The organism is Streptomyces morookaense (assembly GCF_013030945.1).
In the GTDB taxonomy this organism is placed as follows: Bacteria; Actinomycetota; Actinomycetes; order Streptomycetales; family Streptomycetaceae; genus Streptomyces; species Streptomyces morookaensis.
In genome coordinates, this window is sequence record NZ_JABBXF010000006.1 from 205,623 (window position 1) to 226,931 (window position 21,309).

Here is a 21,309-nt window from a genome sequence, read left to right on the forward strand (position 1 = left end):
TGCAGCGGGCTGAGCGGTGTCGGAGTGACGGTTTACACCACTTTTTTAGAACACATAGAAAGAGTAGTAAAGAAGAGAGAACGGTGCCTCAAACGGCACTGCATCACCGACGTGCCTTCGAGCGCCCCTTGTCCCCTGTCAGCTGTAAGCGGGGCCGCTGGCGGGCTCGCCACTCGGCATGACGCTGCTGCGCGGCTCCGCCGGATCGTGGAGCGCAAGGGGCACGCTTGGTGCGGCTGGTGCATGGAGACGTTCCCGGCGTCCGCTGTGGACGTTGACCACGTGCGGCCCCTCGCGATGGGAGGGACCGACACGGACGGGAACGTTCAGGTGCTGTGCCGGGGGTGTCATCGGCTCAAGATCCGCGCCGAGTTCGACATTGCTGGTCCGCCGTTCTGAGCGGCGACGCCAGTCATGACGGGGCACAGTTGCTGTCCGTCTGGTCAGAGTGCCGACGCGAGGGTCAGAACAGGCCCAGCAGGCCGACTAGCGCAGCGACGGCGCTAGCAAGAGGCAGCGTGACGACCTGAAGCATTAAGTCTCCTTACAAGGGGCGGAAGTTGGGCTCAGTAAGAGTTGCATGGGGTTTGATCACTGCGCGCCCCCTCTCGCCCGTGTGGGTCTGCTGTATCGATCCATCGCCCCCTTGTTCGGAGGTACCCCATGCCGCGCAGACCCCGCCCCCTGCCCTGTCCCCGGGGTGTCCCGAGCTGACCCGGGCCGGCGGCGGGCGCTGTGGGCGGGGATCGGTCCCGCGTTACCGGCCTGTCCACCAGGCGGCTCCGGCTCCGGTTCCGGCTGCTGTGGTCAGCAGGGTGACGAGCCAGGCGGGGACGCGCTGAATGGTCAAGTGCAGTCCGCCCCAGCGGAGTTCGAACTGTGGGCGCTGCTTGGTGCCGCTCGTGTTCGAGGTCATGGCAAGCAGTCTTGCACTCACTCTGGGTGCTCGCGCAGGAGGCGTTTGTGCACGAAACGCGCTGTCGGACTTAGACGTTTTGGCCAAGGCCTGACGAGATGGCGCAGGACTGTAAATGTCCAGCTCAGAGCCGGTGCGACCGTGGAGTCGGTGCGACCGTGCCGAGGATCTTGAGCCGCCGCGTATTGAGTGGAAGGCACCCCAATTGCCGCAGGTGGGGGCGTTCCAGTTCCAGACGATTGGCCCCGATGCTCCCCGACATGCCCTCAGTCTGGCCGACAGTTGGCCGACGCGGGGCCGCTAGCTCTAGATCCACTCCGGGCCAACTCTGGACGCTATGACCGAGCCGACGCGATACAGCACAGCACCTGTGGAACTGCCGTTGCGCCTGGAGCTGGAACCGACCCCCGTCGAAGGGTGTAGGGGATGCGCCGGCCTCGCAGCCGTTCGGGATCACGCCCGTGCCGTTTGCGACATGTCCACGGTGACCGATTGCAACGTGCGCATGCGGCAGCACCCGGACGGTCACCGGTGATCACACGCGAGGACATCGGCAAGCGCGTGAGAGACACATCGGGCCGTGTCGGCATCCTGTGCGACGTGATCCCGGACTACGAGGACCCCGACGCCCCGCGCCATGAGCGCCGCAAACGCCCCACAGCGTTCCTGCGCCCCGAGGGCGGGGCAGGGAGTGGCTGGTCCCACCCGGCTCCGTAGCCCCTGTCGCACCGCCGTGATCCTCCGTTCACGCCCGGATGGCACCCTTGGTGCATGAACGCTGCTTCCCCCGCTCCGCGTCGTCCCCGTGTCCGTGCCCCTGAGCTGGTCGGCAAGGGCGGGTGGATCAACACGGGTGGCAAGAATCTGACCCTCGCGGACCTGCGAGGTAAGTGTGTCGTTGTAGATTTCTGGACGTTCTGCTGTGTGAACTGCCTGCACGTCCTGGACGAGCTCCGCGAGCTGGAGGAGAAGCACCGCGACACCGTGGTGATCATCGGCGTCCACTCGCCGAAGTTCGTGCACGAGGCCGACCACCAGGCCGTCGTCGACGCCGTCGAGCGCTACGAGGTGCACCACCCCGTCCTCGACGACCCCGAGCTCGCCACCTGGAAGCAGTACGCCGTGCGGGCCTGGCCCACGCTCGTCGTGATCGACCCCGAGGGCTACGTCGTCGCGCAGCACGCGGGCGAGGGCCACGCGCATGCGCTGGCCGCGCTGGTCGAGGAGCTGGAGACCGAGCACGCCGCCAAGGGCACCCTGCGGCGCGGCGACGGACCCTACGTGGCGCCCGAGCCGGAGGCCACGGACCTGCGCTTCCCCGGCAAGGCGGTCGTGCTGCCCACCGGCCGCTTCCTGGTCTCCGACTCGACCCGGCACCAGCTCGTCGAGCTGGAGGCCGACGGCGAGACCGTCGTGCGCCGCATCGGCACCGGCGAGCGCGGCTTCGGGCCGGAGAGCTTCAGCGAACCGCAGGGGCTCGCGCTGCTGCCGGACGGCAAGGTCCTCGTGGCCGACACGGTCAACCACGCGCTGCGCACGTACGACCCCGAGACGGGCGTGATCTCGACCGTCGCCGGAACCGGCAGGCAGTGGATGCAGGGGCAGCCCACCTCCGGGCCCGCCCGCGAGGTCGCGCTCTCGTCCCCCTGGGACGTGGCCTGGTGGGCGGACCGCGTCTGGATCGCCATGGCCGGCGTCCACCAGCTGTGGACGTACGACCCCGCGACCGGAACCGTCGCCGTCGCGGCCGGCACCACCAACGAGGGCCTGGTGGACGGGCCCGCGGACGAGGCCTGGTTCGCCCAGCCGTCCGGGCTGGCCGCGGCCGGGGACCGGCTGTGGCTGGCCGACTCGGAGACGTCCGCCCTGCGGTACGTGGAGCGGGACGGCGACGGCTTCGCCGTGCGGACGGCCGTCGGCACCGGCCTCTTCGACTTCGGGCACCGGGACGGGGACGCCGCACAGGCGCTGTTCCAGCACCCGCTGGGCGTCACCGCGCTGCCGGACGGTTCGGTGGCCGTCTCGGACACGTACAACCACGCGCTGCGCCGCTACGACCCCGCCACCGGCGAAGTCACCACCCTGGCAACGGACTTGCGGGAGCCGTCCGACGCGGTGCTCGTCGGCGACGACATCGTCGTCGTGGAGTCCGCCCGGCACCGGCTGACCCGGCTGCGGCTGCCGGAGGAGGCGGTCCGCGTCGAGGCGGTGGCACACCGCACGCAGCGGGCCGCGACGGACATCGCGCCGGGGCGCTTGCAACTGGACGTCGTCTTCCAGGCCCCGGCGGGCCAGAAGCTGGACACGCGCTACGGCCCGTCGACGCGGCTGCTGGTCTCCGCCACCCCGCCGGAACTCCTGGCGGAGGGCTCGGGGGCGGGCACGGACCTCGCGCGCGAGCTGGTGCTCGCGGACGGGGTGACGGAGGGGGTGCTGCACGTCTCCGCGATGGCGGCGTCGTGCGACGACGACCCGGAGAACGAGTACCCGGCGTGCCACATGCACCAGCAGGACTGGGGGGTGCCGGTACGGGTCGTTGCCGGGGGCGCGGAGCGCTTGCCGCTGGTGCTGGCGGGGCTGGCGTAGGCCCCCTGACGGAGTCCCCGCGCCCCTTACGGGGCGCGGCCCGCAACCGTCACCACTTCAGCGCCGCATCCTCGCTCCCCACCCAGTACGTCCCCTTCGCCGAGTCGTCCACATGCAGCGTCCCGCCCGGCAGGGCGGGAACGGACGGATCGCCGTCCACCGGATCGCCGTTCGGGGTCTGGAAGGACACCGACAGCTTCTTCACGTCCCGCCCGTTCCCGCCGGAGGCGGACGCCGTCACCCCGGCATACGCGGCCTTCCCGGGCGCGAGCTTCAGCGCGGCGCCCGGCTTGCTCTCCTCCGTGACCCCGGCCGTCGCCTGGTCCTGGTCGAAGCGGAGGAAGGGGAAGCCGTACGCCGTGCACTCCTTCTTGCCGGTGTTGGTGGCGACCAGCAGCACATGGTGCGCGGGCGACGGGACCGCCCGCGCCTCCACCTTCATCTGGGTCGGCGTGCACGCGTCCCCGGTCGCCTGCGGCGACGACTTCGCGTCGTCGTCCGCCTCGTCGCCCCCGTCACTGCCCTCGTCGTCCGGGCTCGCCGACTGCTCCGCGCCGTCGGCCTTGGCCGTGTCCGAGCCGTCCTTGCTGCTGCCGCCGCAGGCGGTGAGGGACAGTGCGGTCACAGCGGCAAGCGCAGCGGCGGCGACCGCCCTGCGCACGGTGTGCGTGGTCATGGTGCGTTCCCCTCAGCCTTCGAGGAAGGCCGTCAGTGCGGATGCGAGCAGGTGCGGATCCTCCGCGCCGCACAGTTCGCGCGCGGAGTGCATGGAGAGGATGGCCACGCCGATGTCGACGGTGTGGATGCCGTGCCGCGCGGCGGTGATGGGGCCGATGGTGGTGCCGCAGGCGACGGAGTTGTTGGAGACGAAGTGCTGCCACGGCACACCGGCGCGCTCGCAGGCGGCGGCGAAGACGGCCCGGCCGCTGCCGTCGGTGGCGTACCGCTGGTTGACGTTGACCTTGAGGATCGGGCCCTTGTTGGGCAGCGGGTGGTGCCCCGGCTCGTGCCGCTCGGCGTAGTTGGGGTGCACGGCGTGGCCGGTGTCGGAGGACAGGCAGACCGAGCCGGCGAGCGCCCGTGCCCGGTCCTCGAACGTGCCGCCGCGCGCGAGGACCGAGCGCTCCAGGACGTTGCCGAGCAGTGGCCCTTCGGCGCCGGTGTCGGACTGGCTGCCGTTCTCCTCGTGGTCGAAGGCGGCGAGCACCGGGATGTAGGGCAGCGAGGCCGAGCCGGCCGCGGCGACGAGCGCGGCGAGACCGGCGTGGACGGACAGCAGGTTGTCCATCCGCGGCCCGGCGAGCAGTTCGCGGTCGCGGCCGAGGTAGGCGGGAGCCTCCACGCTGTGGACCATCAGGTCCCAGCCGCCGATCTCCCGCGCGTCGACACCGGCCTCCTCCGCGACGAAGCGGATCAGGTCGCCCTCGTTCACGTCGCCGAGGCCCCAGATGGGAGTCATGTGACGCTGCTTGTCGAGCTTGAGGCCGTCCTGGTTGACCGACCGGTCGAGATGTACGGCGAGTTGGGGCACGCGCAGCAGCGGGCGGTCGACGTTGACGAGCCGGTGGCTCCCGTCCCGCAGCGTGATCCGGCCGGACAGGCCGAGGTCGCGGTCGAGCCAGGTGTTGAGCAGTGTGCCGCCGTAGATCTCGACGGCCACCTGCCGCCAGCCCTGCGCGCCGGTGTCGGGCAGCGGCTTGACGCGCAGGTTGGGGGAGTCGGTGTGCGCGCCGACGATCCGGAACGGGGTGGCCGGGGTGGCCCCTTCCGGCACGTACCACGCGATGAGCGCGCCGCCCCGCAGCACGAACCTGCCGCCGGCCGCGGCGTCCCACGCCTCGGTCTCCTCGACCTGGCGGAAACCCGCCTTCTCCAGCCGCTCGGCGGCGTTGGCCACCGCGTGGTACGGAGACGGGCTTGCGGCGAGGTAGGACATCAGGTCATCGGTGTGGCCGCGGTCGAAGCGGTGCGCAGAGCTCATGGCCTCAGGATAAGGATCAGGGCAAGCGCCGGGCTGCCTTTCGGCGCCCGGCACTTGCCCGTTCGACAGTGTCCGCGTGTGCTTAGAACGCGGCCTCGTCCAGCTCCATCAGCGACTGGTCGACCGACTCGGCAAGCGTCCGCTCGACGGCCAGGGCCGGGAGCACGGTGCGGGCGAAGAACTTCGCCGCCGCGATCTTGCCCTGGTAGAAGGACTTGTCCCTGGAGGAGGCGGCGGGCAGCTTCTCGGCGGCCACCGCGGCGCCCTTGAGGAGCAGGTACGCGACGACGACGTCACCCGAAGCCATCAGCAGGCGGGTGGTGTTGAGGCCCACCTTGTAGATGGACTTCACGTCCTTCTCGGTGGCGGCGAGGTCGGTCAGCATCGCGCCGACGATCCCCTCCAGGTCCACCGCGGCCTTGGCGAGCTGCTCGCGGGCCTCGGCCAGGTCCTCGCCGCCGGCGGCCTCGGCGAGGAACTTCTTGATCTCCTCGGAGAGGGTGGTCAGCGCCTGGCCCTGGTCGCGGACGATCTTCCGGAAGAAGAAGTCCTGGCCCTGGATGGCCGTGGTGCCCTCGTAGAGGGTGTCGATCTTCGAGTCGCGGATGTACTGCTCGATCGGGTACTCCTGCAGGTACCCGGAGCCGCCGAAGGTCTGCAGCGACTGTGCCAGCTGCTCGTAGGACTTCTCGGAGCCGTAGCCCTTGACGATCGGCAGCAGCAGGTCGTTGAGACCGTGCAGCGCCTTGGCGTCCTCGCCCGCGGCCTCCTTGACCATGATCTCGTCCTGCACCGTGGCGGTGTAGAGGACGAGGGCGCGCATGCCCTCCGCGTACGCCTTCTGCGTCATCAGCGCGCGGCGCACGTCGGGGTGGTGCGTGATGGTGACCTTGGGCGCGGCCTTGTCGGTGAAGGCGGCCAGGTCCGGGCCCTGCACACGCTCCTTGGCGTACTCCAGGGCGTTGAGGTAGCCGGTGGAGAGGGTGGCGATGGCCTTCGTGCCGACCATCATGCGGGCGAACTCGATGATGCGGAACATCTGGCGGATGCCGTCGTGCTTCTCGCCGATGAGCCAGCCCTTGGCGGGGTGCTTGTCGCCGAAGGTCATCTCGCAGGTGTTGGAGGCCTTCAGGCCCATCTTGTGCTCGACGTTGGTGGCGTAGACGCCGTTGCGCTCGCCCAGTTCGCCGGTCTCGAAGTCGAACTCGTACTTCGGCACGAGGAAGAGCGAGAGGCCCTTGGTGCCCGGGCCGTGGCCCTCGGGGCGGGCGAGGACGTAGTGGAGGATGTTCTCCGCCATGTCGTGCTCACCGGAGGTGATGAAGCGCTTCACGCCCTCGATGTGCCAGGAGCCGTCCTCCTGCTGCACGGCCTTGGTGCGGCCGGCGCCCACGTCCGAGCCGGCGTCCGGCTCGGTGAGGACCATGGTGGAGCCCCACTGCTTCTCCACCGCGAGCTTCGCGATGTGCTTCTGCTGCTCGGTGCCCTCCTCGAAGAGGATGCCGGCGAACGCCGGGCCGGAGGCGTACATCCAGATCGCGGGGTTGGAGCCGAGGATGGCCTCCGCGTACGCCCAGATCAGCGAGCGCGGCGAGGTGGTGCCGCCGATCTCCTCCGGGATGCCCAGGCGCCACCACTCGGCGTCCATGTAGGCCTGGTAGCTCTTCCTGAACGCGGCCGGGACGGGCGCGGTGTTGGTCTCCGGGTCGAAGACCGGCGGGTTGCGGTCGGCGTCGGCGAAGGACGCGGCCAGCTCGTTCTCCGAGAGGCGGGTGAGCTCCGACAGGACGCTCTTCGCGGTCTCGACGTCCATCTCCGCGAACGGGCCGGTGCCGTACGCCTTGTCGCGGCCGAGAACCTCGAAGAGGTTGAACTCGATGTCGCGAAGATTCGACTTGTAGTGGCCCATGACAGACGGCTCCGTAAGAGACGGGAGGTGCGATCCTCTGTGCGTACCGGTCAGTAAGCAGCAATGATGCTACCCGTCGGTAATAAGGCGCAAGACCCGATCGCCCAACTGTGACTCGTTACGCTTTGGCCCATGTACGGCTACGACCAGAATGCGGGAGCCCAGGGTTACGCCCCGCCGCAGCAGCCCGGCGGCTACGGCGAACAGCCGCTCTACCCCGAGCCGTCCCCGCCGTCCCTGGCCGACGCGGTGCGTGCCTTCACCACGGGCCAGATGTCCGCGGAGGACTTCCAGACGGTGTTCGCCGGCTCCAAGGTCTACTGCCCGCGCGGCGAGAACCCCGGGTTCCTCGCGCTGCACAACACCCAGCAGCCGGTGATCCCGATGTTCAGCTCCCTGAAGGAGCTGCGGCGGTACGCGGGCAAGGAGTCCAAGTACTTCGTGATCACGGGCGCCGAGGTGCTCGATCTCCTGCCGACCGGCTACGGGTTCGTCCTCGACATGGAGGGCGATCACCGGATGGTGTTCGACGCCAAGTCCGTGGAGCAGATGGTGGATTTCGCGATGCGAAGGATGTACGGCTGAGGGTTCGTCGTGGTTGCTCGCGCCCACGCGGCGGAGCCGCACATCGAAACAGCCCCGCGCCCCTTACGGGGCGCTGGTCGCCCGCTGGTACAACTCCTGTACCGCCGAACCGAAGTACGAGCTGTACGACGTCTCGTCGTCCCCGCCCTCGTCCTTCCCGCCCAGGACGCCGTTGACCGTGCCGAGGCCGGTGGCGGCGTCCACGTCCGTGAGGACCGGGCTCCCGCTCGTCCCGTTCGGCAGGCCCTCGCAGTCGAAGCGCAGCTGCGTCGGGCCCTCGGTGGTGGTCGTGTTCTGGCAGCCGAGCGGGCTCTCACGGTCGTTCGGGTAGCCCAGCACCCGCGCCGGGCGGTGGACGGGCGGGTCGAAGCGGATCTGCTCCGCTCCCGTCACCCGCTCGATCTGTGCATCGCCCTGCGCGCTGCGGACGTGGACGAACGCCACGTCGTAGTCGGGATCCCGGGAGTCCGCCCACTGCGGGGCGACATCGATGGACGTGGCCACCCAGACCCCGTACGGCGCCTGTCCGTCGTGGTAGCCGGGCACGAAGGCGATGTCCGTGCGGAAGCCGTCGGCGTGGACGCAGTGCGCGGCGGTGACCAGCAGATTTCCCGAGGGGCTGTGCACGACGCCCGCCGTGCAGCCGTGGGCCGGGTCGCCCTGCCCGGTGTAGAACAGCGGTCCCACGGCCGGCGAGGGCGCCATGGGGGCCGCCTCCAGCGGCTCCGACGGGGCCAGCGCGTCGGTGCGCAGGCCGCGCGAGACCGGCTGCACGGGCTCCCGCGGCTCGGTCGTGCGGACGGCGGAGCGCATGGCCTGTGCCGCCGCCTCGCTCAGTGCCGCGGGCTCCTGGTAGTGCCCGGCGGAGTCGCCTTCGGCGACCGGGGCGTCGGTCGCCGCCAGACCGCGGGTGGCCACCAGCAGGCCGACGACGGCCAGGGCCAGCACGGCGGCGGCGAGGGCGGCGTACCCGGCAGGGCCCGGGGCTCTGACGTTCAGGCGCATTGATCAAGTGTCCCCCCTGGCGCTGTGAAGAGGCTGTGGTGGGCCAGGGGAATGCCTACATCTTGCAGGTTGTTCACCATTCAACTAAATTGGAGACGCAGAGACCCCGAGGAGGCCGTCATGCCCGCAGTGACCGTGGAAAACCCGCTGACCCTGCCCCGCGTATCCGCTCCCGCGGCGGCGCAGCAGCGACCGGTGCTGCACGTCGCCACCGCTCCCGGCGGCTTCGAGGGCGAGGGCTTCCCCGTCCGCCGGGCCTTCGCGGGGATCGACTACCGGTACCTGGACCCGTTCATCATGATGGACCAGATGGGCGAGGTGGAGTACGCCCCGGGAGAGCCGAAGGGCACCCCCTGGCACCCGCACCGGGGCTTCGAGACCGTCACCTATTTGATAGACGGCACATTCGTGCACCGTGACTCGCACGGGGGCGGCGGTGTCATCACCGACGGCGACACCCAGTGGATGACGGCGGGCTCCGGCCTGCTGCACATCGAGGCGCCGCCGGAGTCGCTCGTCATGTCGGGCGGCGTCTTCCACGGCCTCCAGCTGTGGGTGAACCTGCCCGCCAAGGACAAGATGATCGCGCCGAAGTACCAGGACATCCGGGGCGGCAGCGTCAAACTGCTGGCCTCCGAGGACGGCGGTGCGCTCGTCCGCCTGATCGCCGGTGACATCGCGGGCCACGAGGGCCCGGGCGCGACCCACACCCCGATCACGATGATCCACATGTCGGTGAGCCCCGGCGCCTCGGTCACCCTGCCGTGGCGGAAGGACTTCAACGCCCTGGCGTACGGCCTCGCGGGCCTCGGCTCGGCGGGCACGGAACGGCGCCCGTTCCGGATGGGCCAGGCGGTCGTCTTCGGCGACGGCGACTCGCTCACGGTCCGTGCGGACGAGGCCCAGGAATCGCGCAGCGAGAACTTCGAGGTCGTCCTGCTGGGCGGCCTGCCGATCCGGGAGCCGATGATGCACTACGGCCCGTTCGTCATGAACACCCACGCCGAACTGGCCCAGGCCTTCGAGGACTTCCAGGCCGGTCGGCTCGGCACCGTGCCCGCAGGCGAGTGAGCCTTCGGCTGCGGGCCGGCTGTGGCCGGTCGCGCAGTTCCTCCCCCAGCGCCCCTCGGGGCGCTCAGGTGATCCCCTCGTAGTCCTCGACCGTCTGGCCCGAGTTCTCATGCAACTCGAACCAGATGTTCTTGCCCTCGCCCCGCGGGTCCACCCCCCACGTCCCGGCGAGGAGTTCCATCAGCACCAGCCCGCGCCCGGAGGAGGCCATCTCCCCCGGGTGCCGGCGGTGCGGCAGCTCGTCGCTGCTGTCGGCGACGTCGACGCGGACGCAGCGCGAGCCGAGCTCGCCCGATATCTCGGCGACCACCAGCGCGTCCCCGTCCGTGTGGACGAGCACATTGGTGACCATCTCGGAGACCATCAGCACCGCCGAGTCGGTCTGGTCCTCGTCCGGCCAGTCGTACATCAGGTCCCGCACCTGCTGGCGGGCCTCGGCGATGCGTTCCGGCTCGGCCTGGGCGATGCTCAGGACCGTGCGCCGGGTGGGCCTCGGCAGGGCGGCGATGCCGGGCCCGGCCGGGATGCCCGGCTCGCGGCACAGGAGCAGCAGGGCGATGTCGTCCTCGCGCCGGTCGACCAGCGGCCCGGTGGTGTGGTGGGAGGACGGGCCGTGCACGGCCTGCACGAGGGAGTCCGCGAGCTGCTCCAGGCTGTCGCCGAGGTTCCCGTCGCCGTCCTGGTCGAGGGCGTGCCCCTCGATGACCTCGCGCAGCCGGTTCCAGCCGCTCTCCAGGTCGTGGCCGCCGGTCTCGATCAGCCCGTCGGTGCAGACCAGCATGGTCTCGCCGGGTTCCAGGACGAGCCGGGTGGTGGGGTAGTCGGTGTCGGGGTCGATGCCGAGCGGCAGCCCGCCCGCGGTGGAGCGGACGAGCATGGTGCCGTCGTTGAGGCGGACGGCCGGGTCGGGGTGGCCGGCGCGGGCGATGACGAGCAGGCCGGTGAGCGGGTCGACCTCGATGTAGAGGCAGGTGGCGAAGCGCGGATCGGTCTCCTCGCCGCCGGCGCCGTTGATGCCGGCGAGGAAGCGCGAGGCGCGGGAGAGCACGGCGTCGGGGTGGTGGCCCTCGGAGGCGTAGGCGCGCAGGGCGATGCGCAGCTGTCCCATGAGCCCCGCCGCCCGCACGTCGTGGCCCTGGACGTCGCCGATGACCAGGGCGATCTTTCCCGAGGGCAGCGGGATCATGTCGTACCAGTCGCCGCCGATCTGCAGACCGCCGCCGGTGGGCACGTAGCGGGCGGCCACCGTCATGTTGGGGATGTCCGGCTGGACGGTCGGCATCATCGTGCGCTGCAGGCCGTCGCTCAGCTCGCGCTCGGACTCGTGGACGCTGGCCCGGCTCAGCGCCTGGGCGAGCATCCGGGCCACGGTGGTCAGCACGGACCGCTCGTCGGGCGTGAAGGCGACCGGCATGCTGAAGCCGGCCATCCAGGCGCCGATCACGCGCCCCGCGTTGATCAGCGGGAGGAAGGCCCAGGAGCTGCGGCCGAAGTGCTCGACCATCGGGTAGATGAGCGGGAAGCGGCGCCCGTACTCGCCGGGGGTGGGGATGTAGACCGCGCGTCCGGTGCGGATGACCTCGGCGGCCGGGTACTGCGAGTTCACCGGCAGGTCCAGGAAGGCGTCCATGTCGCCGGGTGCGTAGCCGTGCTGGCCGATGAGCCGGACGCGGTTGCCCTCGCCGGCGAAGACCGCCAGGGCGGAGGGCTCGAAGCCGGGCATGGAGAGGCCGGCCGCCACCCGCAGCACCTCGGAGGTCGAGCGTGCCTCGGAGAGCGCCCGGCCCGCGTCCAGCAGGAAGGCCTCGCGGTTGCGTCTCCAGTCGCCCGTGACGGGCGTGCGGGCCGCGGTGGTGCCGGGCTGGGGCGCGGGCACTTCCTCCAGGGTGCCGACGAGGACGGTGCCGGGGCCGGTGACGAGGGGCTTGGTGCGGCTGCGGACGGTGCGCAGCACCCGGCCCTCCTCGTCGACCACCCGCATCCGGACCTCGGCGAGGGTGCCCTCGGCGACGGCCAGGCCGGTGATGTTCTGGATCTCGACCCAGTCGACGGCGTGGAAGCGCGCCCGGGCGGCCCGCTCGGGCAGCTCCACCTGCTCCGCGGGCAGACCGAGGAGCCGTGCGGCCTCGGCGTCGAAGGTGACGATGCCCGAGGCGTTGTCCCAGGACCACAGCCCGGTGGCGACGGCGGCCAGTACGTCCTCGGTGCGCATTGCCCCACTTTATGCAGGTGTGGGCAGTGGGGACCACCGATGACAGGTGGGGCAGTACCCTTGCACAGGTGCTGTATGCGCACCAGTCGGTGCCGCATCCGCACCGGCGGCGCACCACCGGGCGCGCGGCATTCCGCTCGATCAACGACTCCGACCACGACTTGGATGAATGATGCATCGGTACCGGTCCCACACCTGCGGCGAGCTCCGTGCGGCTGACGTCGACACCGACGTGCGACTGAGCGGCTGGCTGCACAATCGTCGCGACCTGGGCGGCATCCTCTTCATCGATCTCCGCGACCACCACGGCATCACCCAGCTGGTGGCCCGTCCCGGCACCCCGGCCAACGAGGCCCTGAGCCACCTCACCAAGGAGACCGTCGTCCGCGTGGACGGCAAGGTCATGAGCCGCGGTGCGGAGAACGTCAACCCCGATCTGCCCACCGGCGAGGTCGAGATCGAGGTCACCGCCGTGGAGGTGCTCGGTGCCGCCGAGCAGATCCCGTTCACCATCAACGCCGACGACGGCGTGAACGAGGAGCGCCGCCTGGAGTACCGCTTCCTCGACCTGCGCCGCGAGCGCATGCACCGCAACATCATGCTGCGCTCGGCGGTCATCGCCTCGATGCGGCAGAAGATGACGGCGCTCGGCTTCAACGAGATGGCCACCCCGATCCTGTCCGCCACCTCCCCCGAGGGCGCGCGCGACTTCCTGGTGCCGTCCCGCCTGCACGCCGGCAAGTTCTACGCACTGCCGCAGGCGCCGCAGCAGTTCAAGCAGCTGCTGATGATCGCGGGCTTCGACCGCTACTTCCAGATCGCGCCCTGCTTCCGTGACGAGGACGCCCGCGCCGACCGTTCGCCGGGCGAGTTCTACCAGCTCGACGTGGAGATGTCCTTCGTCGAGCAGGAGGACGTCTTCCAGGTGATCGAGAAGGTCATGACCGACCTCTTCGAGGAGTTCGGCAACGGCCGCCACGTCACCTCCCCCTTCCCGCGCATCCCGTTCCGCGAGGCGATGCTCAAGTACGGCTCGGACAAGCCGGACCTGCGCGCCAAGCTGGAACTGGTCGACGTCTCCGCGGTCTTCGCCGACAGCGGCTTCAAGGCGTTCGCCGGCAAGCACGTGCGTGCGCTGGCCGTGCCGGACACCGCCGGACAGTCCCGCAAGTTCTTCGACGGCCTGGGCGAGTACGCGGTCCAGCAGGGCGCTCAGGGCCTTGCGTGGGTTCGTGTGGGCGGGACCGCTGAGAACACGGAACTCTCGGGTCCCATCGCCAAGTTCCTCACCGAGGAGAACGTCAAGGCCCTCACCGAGGCCCTCGGCCTGGCCCCCGGTCACGCGGTCTTCTTCGGCGCGGGCGAGTTCGACGAGGTCTCGAAGATCATGGGCGCGGTCCGCGTCGAGGCCGCCAAGCGCGCCGGCCACTTCGAGGAGAACGTCTTCCGGTTCTGCTGGATCGTCGACTTCCCGATGTTCGAGAAGAACGAGGACACCGGGCAGATCGAGTTCTCCCACAACCCGTTCTCCATGCCCCAGGGCGGCCTCGAGGCCCTCAACACGATGGACCCGCTGGACATCCTGGCCTGGCAGTACGACATCGTCTGCAACGGCACCGAGCTGTCCTCCGGCGCCATCCGGAACCACGAGCCGGACGTCATGTACAAGGCGTTCGAGATCGCCGGTTACTCGAAGGACGACGTCGAGCGCGAGTTCGGCGGCATGCTCCGCGCGTTCAAGTTCGGCGCCCCGCCGCACGGCGGCATCGCCCCGGGCGTCGACCGCATCGTGATGCTGCTGGCCGACGAGCCCAACATCCGCGAGACGATCGCCTTCCCGCTCAACGGCAACGCGCAGGACCTGCTGATGGGCGCCCCGAGCGAGGTCGACGACGCCCGCCTGAAGGAGCTCCACCTGAGCATCTACAAGGGCGCGGCCAAGCCGACCCCGTACAAGCCGACCAAGTAGGGGCGGCAGCACGACGCGGAGGGCGGGCCCGGTGAGTTTCTCACCGGGCCCGCCCTCGTTCTCACGTCAGTGCGCTCAGGGCGCTCAGCGCCGTCACCATCGGCAGTCTCGGACAGCACCCCGCGGCCTCGTGCACCGCGCGCTGCAGCCGCCCGGGGGTCAGCCGCTGACTCCACAGCACGGACCGGGCCCCGTACTCCGTCACCGCCATCAACTCGGTCTCGCCGAGGTCGTCGGCGATGACCAGCAGCGGCGCGCGGCGGGCCCGTGCGAGCCGGCGCAGCGTGCCGGGTGCGCCGTCGTCGTGGCGCCCCAGGAGCAGCACGTCGACGGCCGCCCCCTCGCGGACCACGCTCACCCCCGGCAGCGCACGCAGCTGTCTGGCGACGCGGGCCCGGGCGACCTCGTCGGCGGTGTGGACGCTCACGGTGATGCGGTCGGTCGTCATGCGCTTCACTGCTGTTGCACTTCCTCGTCTGCCCCCGTGTATCGACGGGACCAGCCTTCCGAAGCGCGCTGAACGAACGATTGTCGAACGATCAACGGGCCCGGAAACCATCCGGTTTCCGGGCCCGTGAGGAAGGTGTGGCCGACTACGCGGCTTCCTCGCTCCCGCCGAAGCGCTCGCGGTACGCGGCCAGGTCGTCCTCGGTGATCTTCGCGAAGAGCACCGGCGGCACCGTGAACGCCGTGCCCGCAGGGACGAAGGACAGCGACATGGCCTCGTCCGCCGTCACCCACGTCCGGGTGTCGTTCTCCAGCGCGAACGCCGAGCGCATCGCGGCCGCCGAGGCCGGGATGAACGGCTCGGAGACGACCGAGTAGAGGTGGATCAGGTTCATCGCCGTGCGCAGCGTCAGCGCGGCCCCGTCGGGGTCGGTCTTGATCTCCAGCCAGGGCGCCTTGGTCTCCAGGTAGGCGTTGCCCGCGCTCCACAGGGCGCGCAGCGCCTGGGCGGCCTTGCGGAACTGCAGGGCCTCCATGTGCTCCTGGTACTCCCCGAGCAACTGCGCGACCTCGCGGCCGAGGGCGGCCTCCGCCTCGCCGGCCTCGCTGCCCGCGGGAACCTCGTCACCGAAGCGCTTGCGGGAGAAGGACAGGACGCGGTTGACGAAGTTGCCCAGGACGTCGGCGAGGTCCTTGTTCACGGTGGCGGAGAAGAGCTCCCAGGTGAACGACGTGTCGTCCGACTCCGGGGCGTTGGCCATCATGAAGTAGCGCCAGTAGTCGGCGGGCAGCAGCTCCAGGGCGTCGTGCGTGAACACGCCGCGCTTCTGGGAGGTGGAGAACTTGCCGCCGTAGTAGTTCAGCCAGTTGAAGGCCTTGACGTAGTCGACCTTCTTCCACGGCTCGCGGATGCCGAGCTGCGTGGCCGGGAACATCACCGTGTGGAACGGGACGTTGTCCTTGCCCATGAACTGGGTGTAGCGGACGTCCGTCGCCTCGTACCACCAGGACTTCCAGTCCCGGTTCTCCGGATCCTGGTCCGCCCACTCCTTCGTCGCACCGATGTACTCGATCGGGGCGTCGAACCAGACGTAGAAGACCTTGCCCTCGGCCGCCAGCTCCGGCCACGTGTCCTCCGGGACCGGCACGCCCCAGTCCAGGTCACGGGTGATCGCGCGGTCGTTCAGGCCCTCGGTCAGCCACTTGCGGGCGATGGAGGAGGCCAGCACCGGCCAGTCCTTGCCGTGCTCGTCGATCCACGCCTCGACCTCGCCCTGCAGCTTCGACTGCAGCAGGAACAGGTGCTTGGTCTCCCGCACTTCCAGGTCGCTGCTGCCGCTGATCGCGGAGCGGGCGTCGATCAGGTCCGTCGGGTCGAGCACGCGCGTGCAGTTCTCGCACTGGTCGCCGCGGGCCTTGTCGTAGCCGCAGTGCGGGCAGGTGCCGACGATGTAGCGGTCGGGCAGGAAACGGCTGTCGGCGAGCGAGTAGACCTGGCGGATCGAGCGCTGCTCGATGAACCCGTTCTTCTGCAGCTGCCGCGCGAAGTGCTGGGTGATCTCGCGGTTCTCGGCGGAGGAGCTCCGGCCGAAGTAGTCGAAGGAGATCCCGAAGCCGTCGTAGATCGCCTTCTGCACGTCGTGCTGCTGCGCGCAGAACTCGTCCACGGGCAGACCGAGCTCCTTGGCGCCCAGCTCGGCCGGGGTGCCGTGCTCGTCCGTGGCACAGATGTAGAGCGTCTCGCGGCCGGTCTGGCGCAGGAAGCGGGCGTAGACGTCCGCAGGGAGCATGGACCCCACCATGTTGCCCAGGTGCTTGATCCCGTTGATGTACGGAAGGGCGCTGGTGATGAGGTGTCGAGCCATTGCGGCTGCTCCCTGGTCGCGGTGTTCTTGATGGAGGCCTTTAGCGTATCCGAGCACCGGTGCTCGGCCGCGCCGCATTAATGACCACTCGGCCCTCACAGAGACATTTGCGAAACATCCCCTCTGGTACACCCGCATCCTGGAGGGAAGGGGGCATATCCGACGAGAGGAACGAAGGTCATGCGGGTGCTGGTCGCCGAGGACGAAGAGGTGCTGGCCGAGCTCGTGGCCACCGGCCTGCGCCGGGCGGGCTTCGCCGTGGACACCGTCTACAGCGGCGACGCCGCACTCGCCTACCTCGGGCTGCACGACTACGACGTCGTCGTGCTGGACCGCGACCTGCCCCGGGTGCACGGCGACGACGTCACCCGTCGCCTGGTCGCCTCCGGCTCCCGCACCCGCATCCTGATGCTCACCGCGGCCGGCTCCATGGAGGACCGGGTCTCGGGCCTGGACCTGGGCGCGGACGACTACCTCCCCAAGCCCTTCGAGTTCCCCGAACTGATCTCCCGCGTCCGGGCGCTGCGCCGCCGCAGTGCCCGTCCCGCGCCGCCGCTGCTGGAGCGGCACGGCCTGCGGCTGGACACCGTGCGGCGCACGGCGGACCGCGAGGGGCGGGAGCTCGACCTCTCGCCCAAGGAGTTCGCGCTGCTGCAGATCCTGCTGGAGGCCGACGGCGCGGTGGTCAGCGCCGAGGAGCTGCTGGAGCGTGCCTGGGACGCGCACGCCGACCCGTTCACCGGCGCGGTCCGTGTCGCGATGAGCAAGCTGCGCGGCAAGCTCGGCGAACCCCCGCTGATCCGCACCGTGCAGGGCGTCGGGTACACCCTGTGAGGCGGCCCGTCCTCACCGCCCGGGCCCGGATCGCCTTCGCCTTCGGGGCGATCTTCCTCGTCCTGGGGACGGCGCTGCTGGCGACCGTGAACGTGCTCTCGCGCGAGAGCACCCGGCAGCGGGCCACGACGATCGCGCGCATGGCCGTGCCGGTGGAGGTCGTGCGGCCGGGGGAGCCCGTCAGCATGTCGACGGTCTACCGCGTCTCAGGCGACGTCAGCGCCGCCGCCTCGCAGGAGATGACCGTCTGGTCCGCGGCGGCCCTGCTGATCACCGCACTGCTGGCGGTCGGCGTGGGCTACTGGACGGCGGGGCGGGTACTGCGGCCCGTGCAGGGGGCGTTCGAGAGCCAGCGGCGCTTCATCTCCAACGCCTCGCACGAACTGCGCACTCCGCTCGCCGTGCAGCGCACCGCGATCCAGGTCGGGCTCGACGGCGACCCGACCCCGGAGGAACTGGCCCGCACGAAGGCCACGTTGCTGGAGACCAACCGGCATTCGGAGCGTCTGATCGACGGGTTGCTCGTGCTCGCCCGCAGCGAGCGCGGCCTGGACAGCTGTGAACGCGTCGATCTGGCCGCCGTGGTGGCCGACGAGGTCGCCGCGGTGACCGGTCAGGCGACGCAGAACGGTGTACGGCTCCGGCTGACCGCCGCGACCGCCCCCATGCAGGGCAACCGCGTCCTCCTCGCCCAGCTCGCCGGCAACCTGCTGCGCAACGCGGTCGGTTACAACCACCCCGGCGGCAGCGTCGAGGTGGACGTCCGGCCGGGCCGGCTGACCGTCGTCAACACGGGCCCGCCGGTGCCGGGTCCGGAGGTGGACGGCCTCTTCGAACCGTTCCGCCGGGGGGCCGGCCGGGAACGGCTCGGCGGGGGCGTCGGGCTCGGCCTGTCGATCGTACGATCCATCGCCCGAGCCCACGGGGGCACGGCCAAGGCCGCCCCCCGCGCGGAGGGCGGCCTCAGGGTGACGGTGGATTTCCCGTCCCGTGACCGGCGCCCCGTCAGGGGCGCGGGGAACTGCGCGATCAGCCCCCACCGGCCCGCGGCCGAAGCACCACCCTGGAGGTCCGGGGCGCAGCCCCGGGTGCCTCGGCTGCGGGCGCGTCGTGGCCGCTCGCGCAGTTCCCCGCGCCCCTGACGGGGCGCCCGGTGCGGGCGCGTCGTGGTTGCTCGCGCCCACGTGGCGGAGCCGCATATGTGAACAGTCCCGCGCCCCTTACGGGGCGCCGCATCAGCGCACGATGCCCGCGGCACGCGCCTCGGCGAGCCAGTCCGGGAACTCCACCATGAGCTCCTTGTAGAGCTCGTCATGCGTCAGCGACATCGGCTCACGCCCCGCGTGGAAGAACCCCGCATTGTCGACGACACGTCGCCCCGGCACCGGCAGGTCGTCCAGCCGCCGCAGGAAGTCGAAGCCCTTGCCCTCCGGGTCGCCGAAGCCGACGAACTGCCAGAAGATCGGCAGGTGCGCGGCCTCGCACAGCGCCTTCTCGGCGGCCGGCTTGCTGTACGGGGCGCCGTCGGTCTGGAAGACGACGAAGGCGGGATCCGTGGCGCCGGAGGCCTGGTAGTGGTCGATCACGGCCTTCATGGCCCAGTGGTAGTTGGTCCGGCCCATGTGGCCGTAGGAAGCATGGAGTTCGCCGATGCGGCCCTCGTAGTTGCCGAGGTCGATCTCGGCCGTGCCGTCGACGTCGGTGGAGAAGAAGACGACGGGCACGACGCCGTCGTCGTCGAGGTTGGCCGCGAGCCCCAGCGTCTGTTCGGCGAGGTGCTGGACGCTGCCGTCCTTGTAGTACGGGCGCATCGAGCCGGACCGGTCGAGGACGAGGTAGACCGCCGCCCGCTGGCCCGCGAGGCCCTGCTTGCGCAGCGAGACCCCGGCCGACTTGTAGAGGCTGACCAGCGCGGGGGCCTGCTGCTGCACCTTCTCCAGGCTGACGGCCGCCCCGCCCATGGCCGGTGACGGCTCCGGCTCCGGCCCGGGGGCCGGCTCCGGGACCGGGTTCGGCGGCGGCGCGGGGGCGGGCTCCGGCTCCGGTACGGGCTTCGGCTTCGGCATCGGGGTCGGCGAGGGCTCCGGCTCCGGGACCGGCTCGGGGCGCGGCGGGCCGGGAGTGGGGATCGGGCCCAGCGGCCCGGGGTCGGGGACCGTCGGTTCGCCGGCCCGCTCGGCGGTGGTCTGTGCGGGGACGGTCACGGCACCGGCCGCTGCGCCCTCGGGCCCTGCGTTCTGCTGGGGCACACCCGGTTCGTCTCCGCTCGCCGGTTTGCCCAGGCCGAATGCGTTCCGCAGCAGACTCCGAATGCCCATGGGGAGATGTCCTCTTGGTGTGAAGTGTCTGATGTGATGGGAAAAGTTCCCCGGTAGTGCGACGCAGTAAGGCTAGCCGTCAACACCCGTCCCGCAGGGCCACACCTGCCCCGCGCGCGTCGCTGTCACACAGACAGCAACAAACGCCTCACACGTCATCAGGAACCCAGTTGCCGTGGAACCCCGGCGGTACGCGCACCGGAAGATGCACCCGGGCCACCGGACCCGCCGCGACGTCCTGGGCCGCCAGCACGACCAGATCCGTGGCCGCACGGGCCGGTTCGTAGGTGAAGGCGAGCACCCAGCCGTCGTCCTCCGCCGCGTCCGCAGCGGCGGGGACGAACACGCCCTCGCCGATGTCACCGCCCGGCGGCACCCGGAACTCCTCGCTCGTTCCGCGCAGGACATCAAATTTGACGAGTCCGGCGCCCAAGCCGCCCCGGCCACCCTCCCGTTCGTGCACCGCGTAGGCGTAGCGGTACGGACCGGTCAGCCGGCGCGGATCGGCCCGCGGGAACTCCACCGCCCGGTCGTCCAGCTGCTGCCGCCGCACGGTCCCGGTCACCAGGTCGGCCGTCCAGCTCTCCAGCCGCCCGCGGTGCCCGTCCGGAGCGGTCCGGCTGCCGTCGAACAGCCGCTCGTGGCGGACGAGATGGATGGTCACACACCGCCCGCCGTCGTGCTCGTAGGCGTTCACCGGGTGCAGCACACAGCACGGCTCGACCTCCAGCCAGCGGACGTCCGCGGCCCGCCCCTCCCGCGGCAGCACCCCGAGCCGCGCCGGGCGCCCGGGCTCCCAGGTGTACGGGAAGCCGGTGCGGCCGCGCTCCGGGGCGAGGACCACGGGAAGGTCGTAGAGCAGCACGTGATGCTCGGTGAGCGAGAAGTCGTGCATCATCGGCCGCCCCGCGACGGGGACGTCGACGCGGCGCCGCACACAGCCGTCCGTCCCCACGACCAGGTGCTGCACGTAGGGCCAGGCCCAGCAATACGCGACCGCGTGCAGTTCCCCGGTCCGGGGGTCGACGACCGAGTGCGCCGCGAACCCGCCGGGCAGCGTGCCGTGGAAGTCGAACGGGCCGATCGTGAAGAGCTCGGAGTCGATCTCGTAGGGCAGCGCACCGCCCTCGACGAGCGCCAGGCAGTGGCCCGCGAAGAACTGCACATGGCTGTTGGGCGCGCAGTCCGTCCCCAGATGACGCGGCCCGTGCAGCAGCTTCTCGCCGAGCCGCCCGGCGACGTCGTCGGAGCGGATCCAGCGGTTGCGGTACCACTCGGCCCGGCCGTTGCGCAGCCGTACCCCGTGGATCATGCCCTCGCCGCCGGACCAGTGGCGGGCGGCGGGCTCGTCGCCGGTCAGCGGGTTGGGCCCGTTGCGCAGATAGCGCCCGCGCAGCGACTCGGGGAGGCGGCCGGTGACGGGCAGGTCGAAGGCGGTGATCTCGTCGTGCACGGGGGCGAAGAGGCCTCGGTCCGCACCGGTCATGTCCCCACCGCCTCCCGCCGGCCCGCCCCCGCGGCGCCCTCCCGACCACCATCCAGCGGAAGGGGGAGTTCGGCCAGCGGCGGCCGCACTTTCCGGCAGCGCCCCGGGTCCTTTCGGAGCGGGTA

18 protein-coding genes are annotated in these 21,309 nt (G+C 70.8%); 8 read left to right on the top strand and 10 right to left on the bottom strand.

Going from position 1 to position 21,309, the window contains the following annotated elements:
• The first annotated feature begins 243 nt into the window (after nucleotides 1–243).
• A complete protein-coding gene (locus HG542_RS34700; RefSeq protein ID WP_171078636.1) occupies nucleotides 244–399 on the top strand; it encodes an HNH endonuclease in 156 nt (51 codons plus the stop codon).
• Nucleotides 400–757: 358 nt separating this feature from the next.
• Here HG542_RS34700 and HG542_RS04195 read toward each other — a convergent pair whose 3' ends face one another.
• The gene (locus tag HG542_RS04195; RefSeq protein ID WP_171078637.1) at nucleotides 758–916 is read right to left on the bottom strand and encodes a hypothetical protein; all 159 of its coding nucleotides are present in this window, start codon (nucleotides 914–916) and stop codon (nucleotides 758–760) included.
• A 561-nt stretch (nucleotides 917–1,477) separates the two neighbouring features.
• Between HG542_RS04195 and HG542_RS04200 the strand changes: the two genes are divergently transcribed.
• Both HG542_RS04200 and HG542_RS04205 read left to right on the top strand, forming a co-directional pair.
• Entirely contained in the window at nucleotides 1,478–1,633 is a 156-nt protein-coding gene (locus HG542_RS04200) for a hypothetical protein (RefSeq protein ID WP_229922646.1), read from the top strand.
• 54 nt (nucleotides 1,634–1,687) lie between these two features.
• Nucleotides 1,688–3,502: an NHL domain-containing thioredoxin family protein gene (locus tag HG542_RS04205; RefSeq protein WP_171078639.1), complete on the top strand. Its 1,815-nt coding sequence runs from the start codon at nucleotides 1,688–1,690 to the stop codon at nucleotides 3,500–3,502.
• Nucleotides 3,503–3,551: 49 nt separating this feature from the next.
• On the opposite strand, the gene HG542_RS04210 is transcribed toward HG542_RS04205, so the two are convergent.
• From HG542_RS04210 to HG542_RS04220, 3 genes are all read right to left on the bottom strand, one after another.
• On the bottom strand, nucleotides 3,552–4,178 hold the full coding sequence (locus HG542_RS04210; RefSeq protein WP_171078640.1) for a DUF4232 domain-containing protein: 627 nt from the start codon (nucleotides 4,176–4,178) through the stop codon (nucleotides 3,552–3,554).
• A gap of 12 nt (nucleotides 4,179–4,190) precedes the next feature.
• Complete coding sequence (locus HG542_RS04215; RefSeq protein WP_171078641.1) at nucleotides 4,191–5,483, bottom strand: M18 family aminopeptidase; 1,293 nt, start codon at nucleotides 5,481–5,483, stop codon at nucleotides 4,191–4,193.
• A gap of 82 nt (nucleotides 5,484–5,565) precedes the next feature.
• Complete coding sequence (locus tag HG542_RS04220; RefSeq protein ID WP_171078642.1) at nucleotides 5,566–7,392, bottom strand: acyl-CoA dehydrogenase; 1,827 nt, start codon at nucleotides 7,390–7,392, stop codon at nucleotides 5,566–5,568.
• A 132-nt stretch (nucleotides 7,393–7,524) separates the two neighbouring features.
• On the opposite strand from HG542_RS04220, the gene HG542_RS04225 reads away from it, so the two are divergent.
• Nucleotides 7,525–7,977 carry an SseB family protein gene (locus HG542_RS04225; protein ID WP_171078643.1) on the top strand — a complete coding sequence of 151 codons (453 nt, stop codon included), beginning with the start codon at nucleotides 7,525–7,527 and terminating at the stop codon, nucleotides 7,975–7,977.
• A 63-nt stretch (nucleotides 7,978–8,040) separates the two neighbouring features.
• On the opposite strand, the gene HG542_RS04230 is transcribed toward HG542_RS04225, so the two are convergent.
• On the bottom strand, nucleotides 8,041–8,982 hold the full coding sequence (locus tag HG542_RS04230; protein ID WP_171078644.1) for a trypsin-like serine peptidase: 942 nt from the start codon (nucleotides 8,980–8,982) through the stop codon (nucleotides 8,041–8,043).
• 120 nt (nucleotides 8,983–9,102) lie between these two features.
• Here HG542_RS04230 and HG542_RS04235 point away from each other — a divergent pair, with 120 nt between their 5' ends.
• Entirely contained in the window at nucleotides 9,103–10,053 is a 951-nt protein-coding gene (locus HG542_RS04235; RefSeq protein ID WP_171078645.1) for a pirin family protein, read from the top strand.
• 64 nt (nucleotides 10,054–10,117) lie between these two features.
• Here the strand turns inward: HG542_RS04235 and HG542_RS04240 are convergent, their stop codons facing one another.
• Nucleotides 10,118–12,265 carry an ATP-binding SpoIIE family protein phosphatase gene (locus tag HG542_RS04240; RefSeq protein ID WP_171078646.1) on the bottom strand — a complete coding sequence of 716 codons (2,148 nt, stop codon included), beginning with the start codon at nucleotides 12,263–12,265 and terminating at the stop codon, nucleotides 10,118–10,120.
• A gap of 172 nt (nucleotides 12,266–12,437) precedes the next feature.
• On the opposite strand from HG542_RS04240, the gene aspS reads away from it, so the two are divergent.
• Nucleotides 12,438–14,234 carry an aspartate--tRNA ligase gene (gene aspS / locus HG542_RS04245; RefSeq protein ID WP_171078722.1) on the top strand — a complete coding sequence of 599 codons (1,797 nt, stop codon included), beginning with the start codon at nucleotides 12,438–12,440 and terminating at the stop codon, nucleotides 14,232–14,234.
• Between the two features lie 61 nt (nucleotides 14,235–14,295).
• Here aspS and HG542_RS04250 read toward each other — a convergent pair whose 3' ends face one another.
• Complete coding sequence (locus HG542_RS04250; RefSeq protein WP_373313136.1) at nucleotides 14,296–14,691, bottom strand: DNA-binding response regulator; 396 nt, start codon at nucleotides 14,689–14,691, stop codon at nucleotides 14,296–14,298.
• Between the two features lie 136 nt (nucleotides 14,692–14,827).
• Nucleotides 14,828–16,546, bottom strand: a complete 1,719-nt coding sequence (gene metG, locus HG542_RS04255) for a methionine--tRNA ligase (RefSeq protein ID WP_171078647.1) — start codon at nucleotides 16,544–16,546, stop codon at nucleotides 14,828–14,830.
• Between the two features lie 180 nt (nucleotides 16,547–16,726).
• Here metG and HG542_RS04260 point away from each other — a divergent pair, with 180 nt between their 5' ends.
• Together HG542_RS04260 and HG542_RS04265 are read left to right on the top strand one after the other, a co-directional pair.
• Nucleotides 16,727–17,380: a response regulator transcription factor gene (locus tag HG542_RS04260; protein WP_171078648.1), complete on the top strand. Its 654-nt coding sequence runs from the start codon at nucleotides 16,727–16,729 to the stop codon at nucleotides 17,378–17,380.
• Nucleotides 17,377–18,522, top strand: coding sequence for a sensor histidine kinase (locus HG542_RS04265; RefSeq protein WP_171078649.1), 1,146 nt, complete (start codon nucleotides 17,377–17,379; stop codon nucleotides 18,520–18,522). Before HG542_RS04260 ends, HG542_RS04265 begins: the two co-directional genes overlap by 4 nt.
• 93 nt (nucleotides 18,523–18,615) lie before the next feature.
• On the opposite strand, the gene HG542_RS04270 is transcribed toward HG542_RS04265, so the two are convergent.
• Together HG542_RS04270 and HG542_RS04275 are read right to left on the bottom strand one after the other, a co-directional pair.
• A complete protein-coding gene (locus HG542_RS04270; protein WP_171078650.1) occupies nucleotides 18,616–19,698 on the bottom strand; it encodes a vWA domain-containing protein in 1,083 nt (360 codons plus the stop codon).
• A 148-nt stretch (nucleotides 19,699–19,846) separates the two neighbouring features.
• Nucleotides 19,847–21,184, bottom strand: a complete 1,338-nt coding sequence (locus tag HG542_RS04275; protein ID WP_171078651.1) for a carotenoid oxygenase family protein — start codon at nucleotides 21,182–21,184, stop codon at nucleotides 19,847–19,849.
• Between the last annotated feature and the right edge of the window lie 125 nt (nucleotides 21,185–21,309).

Coding starts and splice junctions, on each gene's coding strand:
- HG542_RS04205 (WP_171078639.1), top strand. CDS start 1,688: ATGAACGCTGCTTCCCCCGCTCCGCGTCGTCCCCGTGTCCGTGCCCCT.
- aspS (WP_171078722.1), top strand. CDS start 12,438: ATGCATCGGTACCGGTCCCACACCTGCGGCGAGCTCCGTGCGGCTGAC.
- HG542_RS04215 (WP_171078641.1), bottom strand. CDS start 5,483: ATGAGCTCTGCGCACCGCTTCGACCGCGGCCACACCGATGACCTGATG.
- HG542_RS04260 (WP_171078648.1), top strand. CDS start 16,727: ATGCGGGTGCTGGTCGCCGAGGACGAAGAGGTGCTGGCCGAGCTCGTG.
- HG542_RS04270 (WP_171078650.1), bottom strand. CDS start 19,698: ATGGGCATTCGGAGTCTGCTGCGGAACGCATTCGGCCTGGGCAAACCG.
- HG542_RS04225 (WP_171078643.1), top strand. CDS start 7,525: ATGTACGGCTACGACCAGAATGCGGGAGCCCAGGGTTACGCCCCGCCG.
- metG (WP_171078647.1), bottom strand. CDS start 16,546: ATGGCTCGACACCTCATCACCAGCGCCCTTCCGTACATCAACGGGATC.
- HG542_RS04220 (WP_171078642.1), bottom strand. CDS start 7,392: ATGGGCCACTACAAGTCGAATCTTCGCGACATCGAGTTCAACCTCTTC.
- HG542_RS34700 (WP_171078636.1), top strand. CDS start 244: ATGGAGACGTTCCCGGCGTCCGCTGTGGACGTTGACCACGTGCGGCCC.
- HG542_RS04275 (WP_171078651.1), bottom strand. CDS start 21,184: ATGACCGGTGCGGACCGAGGCCTCTTCGCCCCCGTGCACGACGAGATC.
- HG542_RS04210 (WP_171078640.1), bottom strand. CDS start 4,178: ATGACCACGCACACCGTGCGCAGGGCGGTCGCCGCCGCTGCGCTTGCC.
- HG542_RS04230 (WP_171078644.1), bottom strand. CDS start 8,982: ATGCGCCTGAACGTCAGAGCCCCGGGCCCTGCCGGGTACGCCGCCCTC.
- HG542_RS04235 (WP_171078645.1), top strand. CDS start 9,103: ATGCCCGCAGTGACCGTGGAAAACCCGCTGACCCTGCCCCGCGTATCC.
- HG542_RS04240 (WP_171078646.1), bottom strand. CDS start 12,265: ATGCGCACCGAGGACGTACTGGCCGCCGTCGCCACCGGGCTGTGGTCC.
- HG542_RS04195 (WP_171078637.1), bottom strand. CDS start 916: ATGACCTCGAACACGAGCGGCACCAAGCAGCGCCCACAGTTCGAACTC.